General features: G+C 71.1%; 20 protein-coding genes. 10 read left to right on the top strand and 10 right to left on the bottom strand.

The window, feature by feature from the left end; genetic code table 11:
* Positions 1-15 precede the first annotated feature (15 nt).
* The 4 genes from ACZ518_RS18485 to ACZ518_RS18470 all read right to left on the bottom strand — a co-directional run bounded on the left by ACZ518_RS18485 (position 16) and on the right by ACZ518_RS18470 (position 3,564).
* The gene (locus tag ACZ518_RS18485; RefSeq protein WP_469114063.1) at positions 16-267 is read right to left on the bottom strand and encodes an acyl carrier protein; all 252 of its coding nucleotides are present in this window, start codon (positions 265-267) and stop codon (positions 16-18) included.
* Between the two features lie 54 nt (positions 268-321).
* Positions 322-1,326 carry a beta-ketoacyl-ACP synthase 3 gene (locus ACZ518_RS18480; RefSeq protein ID WP_469114062.1) on the bottom strand — a complete coding sequence of 335 codons (1,005 nt, stop codon included), beginning with the start codon at positions 1,324-1,326 and terminating at the stop codon, positions 322-324.
* A 19-nt stretch (positions 1,327-1,345) separates the two neighbouring features.
* Positions 1,346-2,263: an ACP S-malonyltransferase gene (locus tag ACZ518_RS18475; protein WP_469114061.1), complete on the bottom strand. Its 918-nt coding sequence runs from the start codon at positions 2,261-2,263 to the stop codon at positions 1,346-1,348.
* 89 nt (positions 2,264-2,352) lie between these two features.
* Positions 2,353-3,564, bottom strand: a complete 1,212-nt coding sequence (locus ACZ518_RS18470) for a PucR family transcriptional regulator (RefSeq protein ID WP_469114060.1) — start codon at positions 3,562-3,564, stop codon at positions 2,353-2,355.
* Between the two features lie 81 nt (positions 3,565-3,645).
* Between ACZ518_RS18470 and ACZ518_RS18465 the strand changes: the two genes are divergently transcribed.
* On the top strand, positions 3,646-4,305 hold the full coding sequence (locus ACZ518_RS18465; RefSeq protein WP_469114059.1) for a pirin family protein: 660 nt from the start codon (positions 3,646-3,648) through the stop codon (positions 4,303-4,305).
* A gap of 3 nt (positions 4,306-4,308) precedes the next feature.
* Here ACZ518_RS18465 and ACZ518_RS18460 read toward each other — a convergent pair whose 3' ends face one another.
* Positions 4,309-5,127, bottom strand: a complete 819-nt coding sequence (locus tag ACZ518_RS18460) for a serine hydrolase domain-containing protein (RefSeq protein WP_469114441.1) — start codon at positions 5,125-5,127, stop codon at positions 4,309-4,311.
* 54 nt (positions 5,128-5,181) lie between these two features.
* Between ACZ518_RS18460 and ACZ518_RS18455 the strand changes: the two genes are divergently transcribed.
* Positions 5,182-5,634, top strand: a complete 453-nt coding sequence (locus ACZ518_RS18455) for a MerR family transcriptional regulator (RefSeq protein WP_469114058.1) — start codon at positions 5,182-5,184, stop codon at positions 5,632-5,634.
* Positions 5,631-6,653, top strand: coding sequence for an aldo/keto reductase (locus ACZ518_RS18450; protein WP_469114057.1), 1,023 nt, complete (start codon positions 5,631-5,633; stop codon positions 6,651-6,653). The genes ACZ518_RS18455 and ACZ518_RS18450 overlap by 4 nt, the downstream gene beginning before the upstream one ends.
* An 81-nt stretch (positions 6,654-6,734) precedes the next feature.
* On the opposite strand, the gene ACZ518_RS18445 is transcribed toward ACZ518_RS18450, so the two are convergent.
* From ACZ518_RS18445 to ACZ518_RS18435, 3 genes are all read right to left on the bottom strand, one after another.
* Positions 6,735-7,589: a DUF4429 domain-containing protein gene (locus ACZ518_RS18445; protein WP_469114056.1), complete on the bottom strand. Its 855-nt coding sequence runs from the start codon at positions 7,587-7,589 to the stop codon at positions 6,735-6,737.
* Positions 7,590-7,684: 95 nt separating this feature from the next.
* Complete coding sequence (locus ACZ518_RS18440) at positions 7,685-8,854, bottom strand: alpha/beta hydrolase (RefSeq protein WP_469114440.1); 1,170 nt, start codon at positions 8,852-8,854, stop codon at positions 7,685-7,687.
* Between the two features lie 229 nt (positions 8,855-9,083).
* Complete coding sequence (locus ACZ518_RS18435; protein WP_469114055.1) at positions 9,084-9,746, bottom strand: TetR/AcrR family transcriptional regulator; 663 nt, start codon at positions 9,744-9,746, stop codon at positions 9,084-9,086.
* A 184-nt stretch (positions 9,747-9,930) separates the two neighbouring features.
* Between ACZ518_RS18435 and ACZ518_RS18430 the strand changes: the two genes are divergently transcribed.
* Together ACZ518_RS18430 and ACZ518_RS18425 are read left to right on the top strand one after the other, a co-directional pair.
* Positions 9,931-11,529 carry an MFS transporter gene (locus ACZ518_RS18430; protein ID WP_469114054.1) on the top strand — a complete coding sequence of 533 codons (1,599 nt, stop codon included), beginning with the start codon at positions 9,931-9,933 and terminating at the stop codon, positions 11,527-11,529.
* A gap of 199 nt (positions 11,530-11,728) precedes the next feature.
* Complete coding sequence (locus ACZ518_RS18425) at positions 11,729-12,109, top strand: peptidase inhibitor family I36 protein (protein WP_469114053.1); 381 nt, start codon at positions 11,729-11,731, stop codon at positions 12,107-12,109.
* Here the strand turns inward: ACZ518_RS18425 and ACZ518_RS18420 are convergent.
* Positions 12,090-12,890, bottom strand: coding sequence for a potassium channel family protein (locus tag ACZ518_RS18420; protein ID WP_469114052.1), 801 nt, complete (start codon positions 12,888-12,890; stop codon positions 12,090-12,092). The genes ACZ518_RS18425 and ACZ518_RS18420 overlap by 20 nt on opposite strands.
* Before the next feature lie 71 nt (positions 12,891-12,961).
* Positions 12,962-15,694 carry a pyruvate dehydrogenase (acetyl-transferring), homodimeric type gene (gene aceE, locus ACZ518_RS18415; protein WP_469114051.1) on the bottom strand — a complete coding sequence of 911 codons (2,733 nt, stop codon included), beginning with the start codon at positions 15,692-15,694 and terminating at the stop codon, positions 12,962-12,964.
* Between the two features lie 438 nt (positions 15,695-16,132).
* Here aceE and ACZ518_RS18410 point away from each other — a divergent pair, with 438 nt between their 5' ends.
* The 5 genes from ACZ518_RS18410 (at position 16,133) to ACZ518_RS18390 (ending at position 19,848) form a co-directional block, all read left to right on the top strand.
* Entirely contained in the window at positions 16,133-16,558 is a 426-nt protein-coding gene (locus tag ACZ518_RS18410; RefSeq protein ID WP_469114050.1) for a DUF3052 domain-containing protein, read from the top strand.
* Positions 16,559-16,781: 223 nt separating this feature from the next.
* Positions 16,782-17,240 carry a peroxiredoxin gene (locus tag ACZ518_RS18405; protein WP_007263894.1) on the top strand — a complete coding sequence of 153 codons (459 nt, stop codon included), beginning with the start codon at positions 16,782-16,784 and terminating at the stop codon, positions 17,238-17,240.
* Between the two features lie 171 nt (positions 17,241-17,411).
* Complete coding sequence (locus tag ACZ518_RS18400) at positions 17,412-17,987, top strand: TerD family protein (protein ID WP_385769365.1); 576 nt, start codon at positions 17,412-17,414, stop codon at positions 17,985-17,987.
* 126 nt (positions 17,988-18,113) lie between these two features.
* The gene (locus ACZ518_RS18395) at positions 18,114-18,689 is read left to right on the top strand and encodes a TerD family protein (RefSeq protein WP_362461002.1); all 576 of its coding nucleotides are present in this window, start codon (positions 18,114-18,116) and stop codon (positions 18,687-18,689) included.
* A 25-nt stretch (positions 18,690-18,714) separates the two neighbouring features.
* Positions 18,715-19,848: a DUF475 domain-containing protein gene (locus ACZ518_RS18390; RefSeq protein WP_042800857.1), complete on the top strand. Its 1,134-nt coding sequence runs from the start codon at positions 18,715-18,717 to the stop codon at positions 19,846-19,848.
* Positions 19,849-19,862: the final 14 nt, after the last annotated feature.

Raw genomic sequence — 19,862 nt, 5'->3', positions numbered from 1 at the left:
AAACGCTCGTCAGGCTCAGGCGGCCTGGTGCTTCAGGATGTACTCGGCGGCGTCGCCGACCGTCTTGAGGTTCTTGACGTCCTCGTCCGGGATCTTCACGTCGAAGCGCTCTTCAGCGGCGACGACGACCTCGACCATGGACAGCGAGTCGACGTCCAGGTCGTCGGTGAAGGACTTGTCGATCTCGACGTCCTCGACCGGGATGCCCGCGATCTCGTTGACGATCTCCGCGAGACCCTCGACGATTTCGTCCTGCGTGGCGGCCATGTGGCGCTCCTTCTGTAGCTAACTGGTGGATCAGGGCGGGAAGTGATCCCGGCCCTAGGGGAGGGTAACGACCGTCGCGGCGTAGACGAGCCCCGCCCCGAAGCCGATGACGAGCGCGGTGTCGCCGCTCTTCGCCGCTCCGGTCGCCAGGAGCCGCTCCATGGCGAGCGGGATCGAGGCGGCCGACGTGTTGCCGGTGGTTTCCACGTCACGGGCGACCGTGACGTGCTCCGGCAGCTTGAGAGTCTTCACCATCGAGTCGATGATCCGCATGTTGGCCTGGTGCGGAATGAAGACGTCCAGGTCATCCGGGGTGATCCCGGCGGCGTCGAGCGCCTGCTGGGCCACCTTGGCCATCTCGAAGACGGCCCAGCGGAAGACCGCCTGACCCTCCTGCGTGATGGCCGGGAACTTCTGGGCGCTGTCCGTGCTGCGGAACTCGTCCCACGGCACGGTCTGCTTGATGGTCTCGGACTTGTCGCCCTCCGAACCCCACACCGTGGGGCCGATGGCCGGCTCGTCCGAGGGGCCGACGACCACGGCGCCGGCGCCGTCGCCGAACAGGAAGGCCGTCGCGCGGTCCTCCAGGTCGGTCAGGTCCGAGAGCCGCTCGACGCCGATGACGAGCACGTACTCGGCGGAACCTTCCACCACCATGCCCTTGGCGAGCGTCAGGCCGTAGCCGAAGCCGGCACAGCCCGCCGAGATGTCGAACGCGGCCGGCTTGACCGCGCCGATCCGGTGCGCGATCTCCGTCGCCACGGCCGGGGTCTGCTTGAAGTGCGAGACCGTCGAGACGATCACCGCACCGATCTGCTCGGGGGACACGCCGGCGTCGGCGAGCGCCTTGCCGGAGGCCTCCACCGACATCGCGGCGACCGTCTCCTGCGGCGAGGCCCAGTGCCGGGACGCGATGCCCGAGCGGGAGCGGATCCACTCGTCGGAGGAGTCGATCGTCTCGAGGATGACCTCGTTGGGCACCACCCGGGTCGGGCGGTAGCCGCCGACGCCGAGGATGCGGGCGTAAGGGGAGCCCTTGGCCGGCTTGATCTTGGACATGCTGTGTGGGCTCCTTCTCTCAGGCCGTCTGCTCGGCGATGAGCGCCTTGGCCTTGTCGAGATCGTCCGGCGTCTTCAGTGCCACGCTGGGTACGCCCTTGAGCGCGCGCTTGGCCAGACCCGTCAGGGTGCCGCCCGGGGACAGCTCGATGATCCCGGTGACGCCCAGTTCGGCGAACTTCTCCATGCAAAGGTCCCAGCGGACCGGGTTCGCGACCTGGCCGACCAGGCGGGCGACGACGTCGGCACCCGAGGCGACGACGAGGCCGTCCTTGTTCGAAACGTACTTCAGCGCCGGGTCCGCCGGAGCCAGGGCCTCGGCGGCCTTCTCCAGCGTGGCGACGGCCGGGGCCATGTGGTGCGTGTGGAAGGCGCCCGCGACCTTGAGGGACACCACCTTCATCGAGCCCTCGGGCTTCTCGGCGACCAGGGCCTCGATCTGCTCCGCGGTGCCGGCGGCCACGATCTGGCCCGCGCCGTTGATGTTGGCCGGGGTCAGGCCGAGCTTCTCCAGGTGGGCGACGACCACGTCCTGGTCACCGCCCAGCACAGCGGCCATGCCCGTCTCGGTGACGGCGGCGGCCTCGGCCATGCCCAGGCCGCGGGTGCGGACGAAGGACAGCGCGTCGCCTTCGCTCAGCACACCGGCGACGGCGGCAGCGGTGATCTCACCCACGCTGTGGCCCGCGACGGCACCGAAGGCCGACGGCGAACCGAGCGCGGAAGCGGACAGCAGGCCGGCCGCCACCAGCAGCGGCTGGGCCACCGCCGTGTCGCGGATCTCGTCCGCGTCGGCGTTCGTGCCGTAGTGGACGAGGTCGAGCCCGATGGCGTCGGACCACCCCGCGACGCGTTCGGCGGCGCCGGGGAGTTCGAGCCAGGGAGTCAGGAAGCCGGGCGTCTGAGCGCCTTGGCCGGGAGCGACGAGTACGAGCACCCTCACACTCTCTCTTGTTGATGGTCTCCGCCGCCCGTGGGGACAGGGACGAAGAACCGCCGGGCTAATTGTTGAGGTCCGACAAAAGTCTAGGGCTGCTGATCTCCGTCGGCCAGACGCCCGAGGATCAGGGCGATCCGCAGCGTGAACGCCGAACGGACATCGGACGGCGACCAGCCGGTGACGTCGGTCACACGTCGGAGCCGGTAGCGCACCGTGTTGGGGTGCACGAACAGCATCCGCGCCGCCCCTTCCAGGCTGCTGGCCTGCTCCAGGTAGACACTCAGCGTCTCCAGCAGCGCCGAGCCCGCCTCCTCCAGAGGTCTGTAGATCTCCTCCACCAGCTGCTCCCTGGCCGAGGGATCCGAGGCGATCGCGCGCTCGGGCAGGAGATCGTCCGCCAGCACCGGACGGGGCGCGTCCTGCCAGGCCGTGCAGGCCTTCAGGCCGGCCGCCGCGGCCTGCGCGGACTTCGTGGCGTTCAGCAGGTCGGGCACCACCGGACCCGCCACCACCGGGCCGGCGGCGAACGGTCCGATCAGGTGCTTGGCCACCTGCATCGGGTTGTCGCTGCCGCCCGCGATCACCACCAGCCGGTCGCCGAGCACCCCGGTCAGCACCTGGAGCTTGTGGTGGCGGGCCGCGCGGCGGATCGCCTCCACCGTCAGCTCGCTGTCCCCCTCCGGGGCGGTGCCCAGGACCACGCACACGTGGTCCGGGGAGTTCCAGCCGAGCGCCGCCGCCCGCGACAGAGCGCCCTCGTCGGCCTCGCCCGACAGCACGGCGTTCACGACCAGGGACTCCAGCCGGGCGTCCCACGCGCCGCGCGCCTCGGCGGCCTGCGCGTAGACCTGGGCGGTCGCGAACGCGATCTCCCGGGCGTACACCAGCAGCGCCTCGCGCAGGATCGACTCGTCGCCGGGGGCCGCCACCTCGTCGATCGCGGCCTCCATGACCTCGATCGTCGTACGCACCATCTCGACGGTCTGGCGCAGCGTGATCGCCCGGGTCAGCTCGCGCGGAGCCGTCCCGAAGACGTCGGTCGAGATGGCCTGCGGCGTCTCCGGGTGCCGGAACCACTCCGTGAAGGCGGCGATGCCGGCCTGCGCCACCAGGCCGATCCACGACCGGTTCTCCGGTGGCATCGCCCGGTACCAGGGCAGGTTCTCGTCCATCCGCGCGATGGCGTTGGCGGCGAGCCGGCCGGAGGACTTCTCCAGTCGGCGCAGCGTCGCGGTGTGCGGGTGGACCGGATGCGCGGGACGCACCTCGGGGGACTGCTCACGTTCGGGTTGGGGCACGGGACAAGACTGCCTTATCGGCGGCCCGGCTCGGACTCGGGCCCGCGCCGAGGTCCCCGGGCGGCGGCTACGGTGGCCCACATGATCGATGTACGCCGCGCCGCCGACCGGTACGCGGGCGGGGATCCGGACGCCGGGATCACCACCCGCCACGCCTTCTCCTTCGGGTCCTTCTACGACCCCGACAACATCCGGTTCGGTCCGGTGCTGGCCTGCAACGAGGAGAGCCTCGCGCCCGGAGCGGGCTTCGACGAGCACCCGCACAGCCACACCGAGATCGTCACCTGGGTGGTGGAGGGCGAGCTCACCCACGAGGACAGCACCGGCGGGCACACCGCCACCGTGCGGCCCGGGGACGTCCAGCGGCTCGGCGCCGGATCCGGGGCGCGGCACGTCGAGCGCAACGACGCCGGGGTTCCACTGAGGTTCGTGCAGATGTGGCTCGCGCCGCTGACCGCGGGCGGGGAGCCGGCGTACGAGGTCGTACGGGACCTCGCGGACGGTACCCCGTACGAGGTCCCGGCCGCGGGCGCGGTGCTGCACGTCCGGCGGCCGGGCGCGGGCGAGCGGGTCCCCGTACCGGCGGGCGAGCGGGTCTACCTGCACGTGGTGCGCGGGGACCTGCGGATCGACGGGCAGGAGCTGGGCCCGGGGGACTCGGCGCGGATCACCGGCGAGAAGGGCCTGGAGATCACCGCCGGGTCCCCGGGGGAGCTGCTGATCTGGGAGCTGCCGGCGTAGTCCCTAGCGGGCGCGCAGCTCGGCGAGGACCGAGTCGGTGAAGGGGGTCCAGGCCTCCACGGCCCACGGCCCGAAGGCGCGGTCGGTCAGCGCCACGCAGGCGGCGCGGACGTCGGGGTCCACCCACAGGAAGGTCCCGGACTGGCCGAAGTGGCCGAAGGTGCGCGGGGAGGAGGTCAGGCCCGTCCAGTGCGGGGACTTGCCGTCGCGGATCTCCAGGCCGAGGCCCCAGTCGTTGGGGGACTGGTGCCCGTACCCCGGCAGGACGCCCTTGAGGCCGGGGTGGACCACGGAGGTGGCCTCGGCGACGGTGCGGACGTCGAGCAGCCGGGGCGCCTGGAGCTCGGCGGCGAAGCGCACGAGGTCGGCGACGGTGGAGACGCCGTCCTTGGCGGGGGAGCCCTCCAGGCTGGAGGAGGTCATGCCCAGCGGCTCGAAGACGGCCTGGTGCAGGTACTCCGCGAAGGGGATCCCGGTGGCCTTGGCGAGGTGGTCGCCGAGCACCTCGAAACCGGCGTTGGAGTAGAGCCGGCGCTGCCCGGGCGGGGCCGTCGCGCGGTGCTCGTCGAAGGCCAGGCCGCTGGTGTGGGCGAGGAGGTGACGGACCGTCGACCCCTCGGGGCCGGCCGGCTCGTCCAGTTCGAGCGCCCCCTCCTCGTACGCGACGAGGACGGCGTACGCGGCGAGCGGCTTGGTGACCGAGGCGAGCGGGAAGCGGCGGGCCGTGTCCCCGTGGGAGCCGGCGACGCTCCCGTCGGCGCGTACGACGGCCGCCGCGGCGGCGGGTACCGGCCAGGTCTCGATGGTCCGCAGGCTGTGCATGGTCTCCATGCGGCCGAGCCTACTTGCTTGGAGTGCACTCCAGGGTTCTAGCGTATGGCCATGGACCTGACGGAGACGCGGTACACGATCAGCGAGGTCGAGGCGCGGACCGGTCTGACCCAGCACACGCTCCGCTGGTACGAGCGGATCGGCCTGCTGCCGCACGTGGACCGCTCCCATTCGGGGCAGCGGAGGTTCACGGAACAGGACCTCGTCTGGCTGTCCTTCGTGGGCAAGCTCCGCGCGACGGGGATGTCGGTGGCGGACATGGTCCGCTACGCCGAACTCGTCCGCGAGGGGGAGCACACCGTCGGCGAGCGCCGGGAGCTGCTGGAGCGGACGCGCCGCGAGGTGCGGGCGCGGCTCGCGGAGCTGACGGACGCGCTCGGCGTACTCGACTTCAAGATCAACCTGTACGCGATGAACACGATCAGCACGACGAGCACACAGACGACGAGCACACAGACGACGAGCGCCGAAACGGTCGCGGGGAAGGCACGGTCATGACGGAGTACGACACCCCCATCGAGCAGGCCGAACTGGGCAGGGGCGGGCCGGTCGTCGGCGTCCAGGGCCTCGGCTGCATGGGCATGAGCGAGTTCTACGGGGAGACCGACGAGACGGCCGCCCGCGAGACCCTGGACGCGGCGCTGGCCGCCGGGGTCACCCTCTTCGACACCGCCGACGTCTACGGGCGCGGCGCGAACGAGGAGTTCCTGGCGCCCTTCGTGGCCGCCCACCGGGACGAGATCACCCTCGCCACGAAGTTCGCCATCGAGCGCAACGACGACCCGATGTACCGGGGCATCCGCAACGACCGGGCGTACATCCGCCAGGCGGTCGAGGACAGCCTGCGGCGGCTCGGCGTCGAGGTGATCGACCTGTACTACATGCACCGCCGCGACCCGGAGGTCCCGTTCGCCGAGTCGGTGGGCACCATGGCCGAGCTGGTGCGCGAGGGGAAGGTGCGCCACCTGGGCCTCAGCGAGGTCACCGGGCCCGAGCTGCGCGAGGCGCACGCCGTGCATCCCATCGCGGCGATCCAGTCGGAGTGGTCGCTGTTCAGCCGGAACGTGGAGCGCAGCGCGGTCGGCGCGGCGGCGGAGCTGGGCGTGGCCTTCGTGCCGTACTCCCCGCTCGGGCGGGGGTTCCTGACCGGAGCGTTCGCGGACGCGGCGGCGGAGCTGCCGGCCGGCGACTTCCGGCAGCACCAGCCCCGGTACACGGGGGAGAACGCCAAGGCCAACGCGGCCCTGCTGGCCCCGGTCCGGGAGGTCGCGGCCGCACACGGGGCCACGGCGGCGCAGGTCGCGCTGGCCTGGGTGCAGCAGCGGGCGGCGGTGCACGGCCTGACGGTCGTCCCGATCCCCGGGACGCGCAAGCCGGGCCGGCTGCTGGAGAACACCGCAGCGACCCGGATCACCCTGACCGACGCGGAACTCGCCCTGCTGGAGCCGCTCGCCGGGCAGGTGGCCGGCGCCCGCTACCCGGACATGGCCTTCACCTCGGACTCCCGCGAGGCGTAGCGCCCGGGCCCCGGGTGCCCGGGCCCCGAGCGGCTCGACCTCGGGCGGTTCAGGCCCCGGGGCGGTTCGGCCCCGGGCGGCTCAGGCCCCGGCGGCGAAGCGGTCGCGGAGCGTCGCGTACTCGGCGTCCGTGAGCAGGCCCGTGCTGTGCAGCTCGCTCAGGTGGGTCAGCCGGTCGTCGGACCCCCGCGCGTGCGGGACCGCCGCCACCGGGGCCCGCTCGCGCAGCGCGGCGAGCACGGCGGCCGCGAACGGCAGCGACTCGTGCACCGCCCCGTACCCCACCCCGAACACCGCGGCCGCGAGGTCGTGGTCCGGCGGGCCGGGGTCCGCGGCGGTGTCCCGGGGCCGTAGCCGCAGGTACCCGCCGCCCGGGCGGTCCGGGGAGGCCCACTCGACGCCGGACAGGCCGCCCAGCGCGAAACGCTGGTCGCCCGCCCGCCACTTGGCGCTGCTGGCACCGGTACGGGACCAGTGGAAGGTGACCGCGGAGCCGTCGAAGCCCACCCGGGCGTCGTACGCCTTCAGCTGGAGCGGCGGCTGCGGCACCTCGACGAGGAATCGGTGGGCGGGCTCGGCGGAGCCGGGTCCCAGCCGCTCGCGCACGGCGTCGGCGAAGGCGGCGGCCTGCGGCGCCCGGTCCCCGGGCAGCACCAGCCGGTACGGATCGCAGCCCTCCTTCAGCTGCCCGGCGGCAGCCTCCATCAGCGGATCGGCGCCCGCGCGCGGGACGGCGCGCAGCACCACCGTGTCCCGCCGGCCCATCGCCCCGGCGGCGGCGCTCACGTTCACCCCGGACAACGCTTCCAGGGGGATCCGGCGCTCGCCCAGCGCGTGCCAGAGCCGTGGAGTTCGCATCCCCCGTGCGAAGCGGATGAGCACCGAGTCCGAGTCGAACTCCCAGACGGCATGATTTCCGGCCAGTACGTCACCCATGCGGCACATGGTAAAGGGACGCGCCCCCGCGCGTCCCCCTCGTCTCCGCGCCCGATTTTTCTGCTGCTACGGGTCCGTGGCGGGGGATGCCCCCGTCAGTTACCGTCCGTGGCGGAAATTCCGAGCCGGCAGTCGTCGCTCCCGTTCGCGCACGCGACGGAACCGAAGGTGCCGGTTCCGATCTTGGCGAAGTTGTCCAGCGAGGCCGTGCCTGGCTCGAAATAACCGGTGTGGCTCCCGGCCCCCTCCGAGGACAGCAGCCGCGAGCCGAAGTCCGGGGACACCGGGTCCGCGCCGTGGCCGACCCCGCCGACCTCCATGTGCGGTACGCCGGAGATCCAGTCGCCCTCGTCGCGCATCGCCCAGACCCGGGCCGAGGTGTGCAGTCCGGCGACGTTCTCGGTGCGCATGCCGGGGCTGCCGGCGACCACCAGGTCGGTCACCCGCGCGGGCAGCCGGTGCGCGGCCACGCCGCACACCACCGAGCCGTAGCTGTGGCAGAACAGGGCCACCCCCGCGTCCCCGGGCAGGGCCGCGGCCAGGGACTCCAGACGTGCTGCGCCCTGGACGGCGAGCCTGCCGGTGGCGGCGTCCACGCCGACCCCGGTGGGGGCGGTGTAACCGGCCCAGGCGATGACGGCGGTGCGGCCGGCCGGTGCGGTCGAGAGCTCGGCCTCGTACAGCGAACGCGCCATGCCGGCGGGGGCGGTGAGGCGGCGCTGGGAGCGCTCGAAGGTGAGCGCGTCGGTGTCGACGCCGGGGACGATCACCGAGACCCGGCGGGCCGCGTCGAGGTCGCCGAAGACCTCGGCCACGAGGCCGCTGCCGGTGGGGTCGAAGACGAGGATCTGCCGGCCGGGCTCGGCGAGGGACTCGAAGCGGTGCGCGCGCCGGACGGCGGTGCCGCGGTCGGCGGGGGTCAGGGCGACGTCCCGGCCCCGGGACTCCTCCAGCCGTGCGGCCAGCGCCAGGGAGCGGCGGTTGGCCCGGTAGCGGAGCTCGGCGGGGACCCCGTCGAGGTTGCCGACCACGAGCGGGTAGCCGTCGGCGAGGTGGTTGCGCTGGGTGCCGTCGAGGTCGGCGAAGAAGCGGGCGACCGTCCGTACGGGGGCGTCGGCGGGCGGTACGGCCCGGCCGTCGATCCGGGCCGAGGCCCACGCGACGAGCTCGGCGGCCCGCGCCTGGATCCCTGCGTCGGGGCGGTGCACGGCGGTCCAGCCGGTGGTCGCCAGCATCAGGAACACGACGCCGAGCGCGAGCAGCATGCGCAGGGCGGCGGGGCGCGCGGGGGCGTCCAGGGGGGTGGGGGCGGGGCGGCCGGGCAGGTTCACTGGAGCCAGACTAGGAGACCGGTGGAGGCTGCGGCGCGCCGGGTGACCGGACTCACGGCCGGTCGTGGGACGCATCTCCCCGCCGATCACGCTCTGTTGCGGCCAGGAGGCTCCGCGGGGGCGCGGAGGGTGTGCCCGGCGCCACTCCCGGGACCGGCCCGGATCAGCCCGTCGCGGGCGCCCGGCGCCAGTCCGCCGCGAGGGCCGGGCCGATCTGGTCGAGGTAGGCCCCGGTCATCCGCCGGATCGCGGCCACGCTGGTGTCCTCACCCTGCCCCCAGAGCCGGCCCGTGACGCGCATCACGCCGCAGAACGCCGCCACCGCCACCCGGGGGCGCGGGTCCGCGTCCAGGTCGAGCCCCTCGCGGGCGGCGATCAGCCGGGCGATCTCCTCCTCCAGCTCCGTGGAGCGCCGCAGGTGCACGGCGAGCAGGGCCGGGGTGGACTCGATCAGCTGGTAGCTCCGCATGTAGAGGTCGACGGGCACCACGTCGGAGATGGCCTCCTCGACGGTGTCCCAGGCGGCGAGCACCGCGTTGCGCATGGCCTCCAGCGGGGCCTCGGAGGCCGGCCGGGCCCGCAGGGCGGCCAGGAAGTGGGACTCGACCACGTCCTGGACGGCGAACGCGACCTCCTCCTTGTTGGCGAAGTACCGGAAGAAGGTGCGCTGCGAGACCTCGACGGTGTCGGTGATCTCGTCGACCGTGGTCCGCTCGTAGCCCTGCGAGATGAACAGGAGCAGGGCGGCGCGCAGCAGCGCGTCCCGGGTGCGGCGCTTCTTGCGCTCGCGCAGTCCGGCCGCCGCCGCGGGCCGCTGGTCGGTCATCGCCGCGGGGTCCTCTCTGATCCTGCGATCGCGCACGCCGGGTCCCCGGAGGCCTGGACCTCCCGGGACCGCACGTGCTCGATCTGACGCTGAGTAAGCGGTCAGGGTACCTGTGACGGACCTGACAGCCGCTGTCGCGTTAAGCCGTTTGTGAAGTGTCAGTGACTGTCATTACCCTCTTCGTATGACTGGTCAGATCACGCTCGCCAAGGAAACGGGCCCGGATCCGGCGCGCGCCGGTCTGCGCGGGCATCCCTGGCTCACGCTCTTCGCCGTGGCCGTCGGCGTCATGATGGTCACCCTCGACGGCACGATCGTCGCCGTCGCCAACCCCGCGATCCAGAAGGACCTCGGCGCCAGCCTCGCCGAGGTGCAGTGGATCACCAACGGCTACCTGCTGGCCCTCGCGGTCTCCCTGATCACCGCCGGCAAGCTCGGCGACCGCTTCGGGCACCGCCAGACCTTCCTCGTGGGCATCGCCGGCTTCGCCCTCTCCTCGGCCGCGATCGGCCTGTCCACCGGCGTCGGGCTCGTCATCGGCTTCCGCGTCGCCCAGGGCCTCTTCGGCGCCCTGCTGATGCCGGCCGCCCTCGGCCTGCTGCGCGCCACCTTCCCCGCCGAGAAACTCAACATGGCCATCGGTATCTGGGGCATGGTCATCGGCGCCTCCACCGCCGCCGGTCCCATAGTCGGCGGCCTGCTCGTCGAACACGTCAGCTGGCAGTCCGTCTTCTTCGTCAACGTGCCGGTCGGCGTGATCGCGCTGGTCCTCGGCCTGGTCATCCTGCTCGACCACCGCGCCGAGAACGCTCCGCGCTCCTTCGACCTGCCGGGCGTCGTGCTCCTGTCGGCCGCGATGTTCTCCCTGGTCTGGGCGCTGATCAAGGCCGCCGAGTGGGGCTGGGGAGACGCCAGGACACTGCTCTTCCTCGGCGGCTCGCTGCTGTGCTTCGTGCTCTTCGCCGTCTGGGAGACCAAGGTCGCCGAGCCGCTGATCCCGCTCGGCATGTTCCGCTCGCTGCCGCTGTCCGCCGGCACCGTGCTGATGGTCCTGATGGCCTTCGCCTTCATGGGCGGCCTGTTCTTCGTCACCTTCTACCTGCAGAACGTGCACGGCATGAGCCCGGTCGACAGCGGCCTGCACCTGCTGCCCCTCACCGGCATGATGATCGTCGGCTCGCCGCTGGCCGGCGCCGCCATCACCAAGGTCGGCCCCCGGATCCCGCTGGTCGCCGGCATGGCCGCCACCGCCGCCGCCTGCTTCGGCATGGCCCGGCTCACCCCCGGCACCGGCACGCTCACCATGTCCCTCTGGTTCGCCCTCCTCGGCCTGGGCCTCGCGCCCGTCATGGTCGGTGCCACCGAGGTCATCGTCGGGAACGCGCCCCTGGAGCTGTCCGGTGTGGCGGGCGGCCTCCAGCAGGCCGCCATGCAGGTCGGCGGCAGCCTCGGCACCGCCGTCCTCGGAGCGGTCATGGCGGCCGAGGTCGGTGACACTTTCGGGGACAACTGGCAGGGCGCGGGCCTGCCCCCGCTCACCCCCGAACAGCTCGAACCCGCGGAGAAGGCCGTACAGGTCGGCATCGCCCCCGTTCCGCCCGGCGTGCCCGAGCCGGTGGCGCAGACCATCGCCGGCGTCGCGCACGACACCTTCGTGTCCGGCATGAGCACGGCCTTCACCTGCGCCGCGGTCGTCGCCGTCCTCGCCGCGGTCGTGGCCTGCTTCACCAAGCGCGGACAGAACGCCGACGCCGGAGCGGGTGGGGCGGCGGCCCACATCTGAGCAGCCCGCCGACGCGTTACGGGTACGTCAACCCCGCGTCCGCCACAGCCCCGCCGGACGGTTCCGGCGGGGCTGTCGCCTATCCGGGTGGACCCGCCCGCAGCCCCTTCCGCCCGGCCGTCACCGCAGGTCAGCGTGGTGTCGACGGAGCGCCGGAAGGAGTCCGGAGCCCGTCCGTCAAGGAGGAGTTGACCCCGTCATGCGTACGTGGAGCACCGCACGAGCCACCGCCCTCGCCGCCGTCCTGCTGGCCGCCGCCACCCTCGTACCCGGCACCGCGGCCGGCGCCCACGCGGCCGGCCCGCCCTGTGCCACCGGGCAGCTGTGCCTGTGGGCGAAACCGGACTTCAAGGGCACCAAGCAGGTCTACGACCTGAGCACCCTCGACATCAACAGCTGCACCGCCCTCCCCGCCGCGCCCGCCTACCAGTCGCTGATCAACCGGACCGGGCGCCCGGTGACCACGTACCAGTCGGCGGAGTGCGCGGAGACCGGCGAGTTCCAGACCTACCCGGGCGACGGGACCTGGCTGCCGCAGTCCGCCTTCCAGATCAGGGCGTTCAAGATCTGGGAGCGCTAGTCCCGGCCTGCTCCTCGGCGGGGACGCCGGAGGCGGCCTGGGCGGGCATCGTGCCCTGGCCGCCGCCCAGCAGCGCGACCTCGGCGCGCAGCGCGCGTACCTCCGCCTGGAGTTCCCGGATCGCCGCCAGCTGGAGCCGCTCCGCCTGGTCGTCCCGTTCGAAGCGGGCGATGAACCAGGCGGCGATGTTGGCGGTCACCACGCCGAGCAGCGCGATCCCCGACAGCATCAGCCCGACCGCCAGTACCCGGCCCAGGCCGGTGGTGGGGGAGTGGTCCCCGTACCCGACCGTGGTCATCGTGGTGAAGGACCACCACACCGCGTCGCCCAGGTTCTTGATGTTCCCGTCCGGGGCGTCCCGCTCCACGCTCAGCACCGCGAGCGACCCGAACATCAGCAGCCCCACCACGGCCCCCGCCACATAGGTGGTCAGCCGGATCTGCGGAGCCATCCGCGCCCGCCGCCCCACCAGCAGCAAGGTGGCCACCAGCCGCAGCAGCCGCAGCGGCTGCACCAGCGGCAGCACCACCGCGGCCAGGTCCAGCCAGTGCGTCCGCACGAAGTGCCGCCGGTCCCGCGTCAGGCCCAGCCGCACGAGGTAGTCGAGGGCGAAGGCGCCCCACACCACCCACTCCAGATGGGTGCACGCCCGGTGCAGGCCCTCCCCCGCGTCCGGCGCGACGATGGGCACGGCGTAGGCGACGGCGAAAGCCCCGGCGAGCACCAGCAGGGGCAGCTGCGTGCGGCGCTCCCACCGCGCCTGACGTGAGGGTTCCTTCATGTCAGGCATCGTAGGGAACCGGAAAGGGGCGCTGGGACACGTGTCCCAACGCCCCCTCGGAAGAGTGGCCGCTACGCGTCGCCGCCCGCCGCGCCCGGGTCGGCGGCCGCCACGTCCAGCAGCTGGTACCGGTCGACGGCCTGCTTCAGCACCGAGCGGTCCACCTTGCCCTCACGGGCCAGCTCGGTGAGCACCGCCAGGACCACCGACTGCGCGTCGATGTGGAAGAAGCGCCGCGCCGCGCCGCGCGTGTCCGCGAAGCCGAAGCCGTCCGCGCCCAGCGAGGTGTACGTACCCGGCACCCAGCGCGAGATCTGGTCCGGCACCGCGCGCATCCAGTCCGAGACCGCCACGAACGGCCCCTCCGCGCCCGACAGCTTCCGCGTCACGTACGGGACGCGCTGCTCCTCCTCAGGGTGGAGCAGGTTGTGCTCCTCCACCTCGACGGCCTCGCGGCGCAGCTCGTTCCAGGAGGTCGCCGACCAGACGTCCGCCCGGACGTTCCACTCGGCCGCCAGGATCCGCTGGGCCTCCAGCGCCCACGGCACCGCCACGCCCGAGGCCATGATCTGCGCGCCGACGGCGCCCTCGGTGCCCTGCGAGACCCGGTGGATGCCCTTGAGGATGCCGTCCACGTCGACGCCCGCCGGCTCGGCCGGGTGCTGGATCGGCTCGTTGTAGACCGTCAGGTAGTAGAAGACGTCTTCGGCGTCGGGGCCGTACATCCGCCGCAGACCGTCCTTGACGATGTGCGCGATCTCGTAGCCGTAGGCCGGGTCGTACGCGACACAGCCCGGGTTCGTCGACGCCAGCAGCAGGGAGTGACCGTCGGCGTGCTGCAGGCCCTCACCCGTCAGGGTGGTCCGGCCGGCGGTCGCGCCCAGGACGAAGCCGCGCGCCAGCTGGTCGGCCATCTGCCAGAACTGGTCACCGGTGCGCTGGAAACCGAACATCGAGTAGAAGACGTAGACCGGGATCAGCGGCTCGCCGTGCGTCGCGTACGCCGAACCCGCGGCGATCAGCGAGGCCGTGCAGCCCGCCTCCGAGATGCCGTCGTGCAGCATCTGGCCGGTCGGGGACTCCTTGTACGCGAGGAGCAGGTCGCGGTCGACCGCCTCGTACTGCTGCCCCAGCGGGTTGTAGATCTTGGCGCTCGGGAAGAAGGCGTCCATGCCGAAGGTGCGGTACTCGTCCGGCGCGATCAGCACGAAGCGCCTGCCGATCTCCTTGTCCCGCATCAGGTCCTTCAGGATGCGGACGAAGGCCATCGTGGTGGCGATCGACTGCTGGCCGGAGCCCTTCTTGGCGGTCGCGTACGCCTTGTCGTCCGGCAGCTGCAGCGGCTTGGCGCGCACCACGCGGGTCGGCACGTAGCCGCCGTGCGCGCTGCGCTGGTCGTGCATGTACTGGATCTCGGGCGAGTTGCGGCCCGGGTGGTAGTACGGCGGCGCGCCGCTCTCCAGCTGGGCGTCCGTGACCGGGATGTGCAGGCGGTCGCGGAAGCGCTTGAGGTCGTCGACCGTCAGCTTCTTCATCTGGTGCGTGGCGTTGCGGCCCTCGAAGTTCGGGCCGAGCGTCCAGCCCTTGACCGTCTGCGCCAGGATCACCGTCGGCTGGCCCTTGTGGGCCTTGGCCGCCGCGTACGCGGCGTAGACCTTCTTGTGGTCGTGGCCGCCGCGGCCCAGGTGCTGGATCTGCTGGTCGGTCATGTTCTCGACCATCGCGCGCAGCCGCTGGTCACCGCCGAAGAAGTGCTCGCGGATGTACGCGCCCGACTCGGTGGCGTACGTCTGGAACTGCCCGTCGGGGGTGGAGTTCATCTTGTTGACCAGGATGCCGTCGCGGTCCTGCGCCAGCAGCGGGTCCCAGGAGCGGTCCCAGATCAGCTTGATGACGTTCCACCCGGCCCCGCGGAAGATCGACTCCAGCTCCTGGATGATCTTGCCGTTGCCGCGCACCGGGCCGTCGAGGCGCTGGAGGTTGCAGTTCACGACGAAGGTCAGGTTGTCCAGGCCCTCGCGCGCGGCCAGCGAGAGCTGGCCGAGCGACTCCGGCTCGTCCATCTCGCCGTCGCCGAGGTACGCCCAAACGTGGGACTTGGAGGTGTCCGCGATCCCGCGCGCCTCCATGTACCGGTTCATCCGCGCCTGGTAGATGGCGCCCAGCGGGCCGAGGCCCATCGAGACCGTCGGGAACTCCCAGAAGTCCGGCATCAGGCGCGGGTGCGGGTAGCTCGACAGGCCGTACGGGGCCTTCGACTTCTCCTGCCGGAACGAGTCGAGCTGCTGCTCGGTAAGCCGGTCCAGGAGGTAGGCGCGGGCGTAGATGCCGGGGGAGGCGTGGCCCTGGAAGAAGATCTGGTCGCCGCCGTCGCCCTCGTCCTTGCCCCGGAAGAAGTGGTTGAAGCCCACGTCGTAGAGGGAGGCGGAGGAGGCGAACGTGGCGATGTGGCCGCCGACGCCGATCCCGGGGCGCTGGGCGCGGGAGACCATGACCGCGGCGTTCCAGCGGGTGGCGTTCAGGACCTTGCGCTCGATCTCCTCGTTTCCGGGGAAGAACGGCTCGTCCTTGGTGGCGATGGTGTTGACGTAGTCCGTGCTGCGCATCTCCGGCACGGCCACGCGCTTCTCGCGGGCCCGCTCGATCAGCCGCAGCATCAGGTAGCGGGCGCGCTCGCGGCCCCGCTCGTCGACGGCGGCGTCAAGGGAGTCGAGCCACTCCTTCGTCTCCTCCGGATCGAAGTCCGGGACCTGGCTCGGGAGACCGCCAATGATGATCGGGTTGCGATCGGATGCGGAAGCCACGCTGTTCCTTCGCTGTCGGGGGAGTCGTGCCCTGGGTCGCCGCCTCCCATGGTCTTACGCCCGGCCGAAATCTTCACCTCTACCACTGGGTAACACCTGGAGCGGCGAAGGAGCGGGCCGGTGTGCCTCGGCCGGTGCCGCGCCAAATCGCAACCATACGCCCAAGTCGATCAGCGGGTTCGTAAGGACGTTCGTCCCTCAAACAGGTAGGAAAGTCCTCATGCGATGCCGAATGAGCTGGAATGGTGTGGGATGAATCACCGGTGGTCCACCGGGGAAGCCTGAAAGTTGCGGCGAGACGGCCGTAAACGTCACCGTTTCGACGGTCTCGGCGGCCGGGTACTTGCGCGATCCGCCGCGCCCGTGTGGACTACGCCCAATGCTGCGCGTACGCGCGCCGCCGAAAGACATTCACCGAACATGAGCAGGAGGCACCCCGTGAGCGCGACCGCGGACCACGCGGAGAGCCTGGCCGCCCGGCTGGGTTTCCAGTCCGAACAGGTGGTCCAGGAGATCGGCTACGACGAGGACGTCGATCAGGAATTCCGTGACGTCGTCGAGAGCCTCGTCAGCGAGCTCGTCGACGAGGACTACGACGAGGGCGCCGACGCGGTGCTGTTGTGGTTCCGTGACGAGGACGGCGATCTGACGGACGCCCTGGTCGACGCGACCGAGATGGTCGAGGACGGCGCACTGATCCTGCTGCTGACCCCCAAGACGGGCCGTGACGGCTACGTCGTGGCCAGCGACATCAGCGAGGCCGCCGAGACGGCCGGCCTGTCGCTCGCCAAGGGCGGGCCCGTCGGCAAGGAGTGGACCTCCACCAAGCTGGTGACGCCGAAGTCAGCCAAGTCCAAGCGCTGATCTGCGCCCCGCAGCCAAGCGGAAAGCACACCCCGCCGACCGGGACCCCCCGGCCGGCGGGGTGTGCGCGTTCCGGGGCCGGTGCGCGCCGGCGCGGGGTGCGCTTGCGGCGGGGGTGCGCTTGCGGCGTGCCGGTCCGGTCCGGTCCGCGGGGGCGGGCCGTAGGGTGGGTCTCACCCGAACGGCCCCGTGCGGGGACACAGGAAACGAAGGGATGCGAGAGATGGCGATCGAGGTCGGACACAAGGCCCCGGACTTCGAGCTCAAGGACAACCACGGCGCCACCGTGAGGCTCTCCGACTTCCGCGGCGAGAAGGCCGTGGTGCTGCTCTTCTACCCCTTCGCCTTCACCGGCGTCTGCACGGGCGAGCTGTGCGAGCTGCGCGACCAGCTGCCCCGCTTCCAGAACGACGACGTGCAGCTGCTGGCCGTCTCCAACGACTCGGTCCCGACCCTGCGCGTCTTCGCGGAGCAGGAGGGCCTGGAGTACCCGCTGCTGTCCGACTTCTGGCCGCACGGCGAGACCTCCCGCGCCTACGGCGTCTTCGACGAGGACAAGGGCTGCGCGGTCCGCGGCACCTTCGTCATCGACAAGGACGGCATCGTGCGCTGGACCGTCGTCAACGGCCTGCCCGACGCGCGCGACCTGAACGAGTACATCAAGGCCCTCGACAGCCTCTGAGACGGCCCCGAGGGCTCCCGGCCGGGCCCGGCCCGGCCCCGGGCCGCGGACCCGTCGGCGGCTTCCGCACGAAAACCGCCTGTGGGCGGGAACCCGTCACTAGGATCGAACCGTTGATCCGGTAGCAACGCACGACGGGGCCCCGCCCCAACGAACACCAATGGAGGACCCGTGGGAGTCAGCCTCAGCAAGGGCGGCAACGTCTCGCTGACCAAGGCCGCGCCTAACCTGACGGCGGTCATCGTCGGTCTGGGCTGGGACGCTCGCACCACCACCGGTGTCGACTTCGACCTCGACGCCAGCGCGATCCTGACCAACGACCAGGGCAAGGTGGCCAACGACTCGAACTTCGTGTTCTTCAACAACCTGAAGAGCCCGGACGGGTCGGTCGAGCACACCGGTGACAACACCACCGGTGAGGGCGAGGGCGACGACGAGGCCATCAAGGTCAACCTCGCCGGCGTCCCGGGCGATGTCGCCAAGATCGTCTTCCCCGTCTCGATCTACGAGGCCGAGAGCCGCCAGCAGAGCTTCGGCCAGGTCCGCAACGCCTACATCCGCGTCGTGAACCAGGCCGACAACACCGAGCTCGCCCGCTACGACCTCTCCGAGGACGCCTCGACCGAGACCGCCATGGTCTTCGGCGAGCTGTACCGCAACGGCGCGGAGTGGAAGTTCCGCGCCATCGGCCAGGGCTATGCCTCGGGCCTGCGCGGCATCGCGCAGGACTTCGGCGTCAACGTCTGAGCCGAAACCCCAGAGCAGTTCGACCGTCCGGCGCCGTGCACCCCTGTGTACGGCGCCGGACCGGCTTTGCCACCATGAGCGGGTGGCTCGGCCACCATCACCACGTCGTCCGGGGAGGACCACATCATGGGCGTCACACTCGCCAAGGGGGGCAACGTCTCCCTGTCCAAGGCCGCACCGAACCTCACCCGGGTTCTGATCGGTCTCGGATGGGACGCGCGCTCGACCACGGGGGCGGACTTCGACCTCGACGCCAGCGCACTGCTGTGCAATAGCGGCCGGGTGCTGGGGGACGAGTACTTCGTCTTCTACAACAACCTCAAGAGCCCCGAGGGCTCCGTCGAACACACCGGGGACAACCTCACCGGCGAGGGTGAAGGCGACGACGAGTCGATCATCATCGACCTCACGAAGGTCCCCGCCCAGGTCGACAAGATCGTCTTCCCGGTCTCGATCCACGAGGCGGATTCCCGCCGGCAGAGCTTCGGCCAGGTGAGCAACGCCTTCATCCGCGTGGTGAACATGGCCGACGACCAGGAACTCGCCCGCTACGACCTGACCGAGGACGCCTCCAGCGAGACCGCGATGATCTTCGGCGAGGTCTACCGGTACGGGGGCGAATGGAAGTTCCGTGCGGTAGGGCAGGGGTACGCGTCGGGGCTGCGGGGCATCGCTCTAGACTTCGGGGTCAACGTTTCGTAAAGCCGTACAAGACGATGGGGTGCCAGTGGTTCTCAAAACCTTCGGCTGGTCGTTCGCAGTCACTGCGCTCGGTCTGGTCGCAGCGGTGTTCTACGGGGGGTGGACCGCTTTTGGGATCGTGGCGATCCTGTCGATCCTCGAAATCTCGCTGTCCTTCGACAATGCGGTGGTCAACGCCGGAATCCTGAAGAAGATGAACGCCTTCTGGCAGAAGATCTTCCTCACGGTCGGCGTCCTGATCGCCGTGTTCGGCATGCGCCTGGTCTTCCCCGTCGTCATCGTGGCGATCAGCGCCAAGATCGGGCCCATCGAGGCCGTCGACCTGGCGATGACCGACAAGGAGATGTACAAGCAGCTGGTGACGGACGCCCACCCGTCCATCGCCGCCTTCGGTGGCATGTTCCTGCTGATGATCTTCCTCGACTTCATCTTCGAGGACCGCGACATCAAGTGGCTCGCCTGGCTGGAGCGCCCGCTCGCCAAGCTCGGCAAGATCGACATGCTGTCGGCGTGCATCGCGCTGATCGTCCTGGTCATCACCTCGATGACCTTCGCCGCCAACGCCCACCAGCACGGCGGCACCCACGTGGACAAGGCGCAGACCGTCCTGGTCTCCGGTGTCCTCGGCCTGATCACCTACATGATCGTCGGTGGTCTCTCCGGCTACTTCGAGAACAAGCTCGAAGAAGAGGAAGAGGCCGAGCACGAGGCGGAGGAAGCGGCCAAGAAGAGCGGCAAGCCCGTCTCGGCCGTCGCCATGGCCGGCAAGGCCGCGTTCTTCATGTTCCTCTACCTGGAGGTGCTCGACGCCTCCTTCTCCTTCGACGGCGTCATCGGCGCCTTCGCCATCACCAACGACATCGTGCTGATGGCCCTCGGCCTCGGCATCGGTGCCATGTACGTCCGGTCGCTCACGGTCTACCTGGTCCGCCAGGGCACCCTCGACGACTACGTCTACCTGGAGCACGGCGCGCACTACGCGATCGGCGCCCTCGCCGTGATCCTGCTCGTCACCATCCAGTACGAGATCAACGAGGTCATCACCGGCCTCGTCGGCGTCGTTCTCATCGCCTGGTCCTTCTGGTCCTCCGTACGCCGCAACAAGCGGCTGGAGGCCGAGGGCGGCGACAGCCCCGCGGAGGTCGGAGCCGGGGTGTGACCCGGCCCTGATTG

The sequence above is a fragment of the Streptomyces sp. NPDC033966 genome (assembly GCF_055575955.1).
The sequence above is the reverse complement of the archived record's forward strand: the minus strand, read 5'-3'. Positions and strand labels throughout refer to the sequence as shown.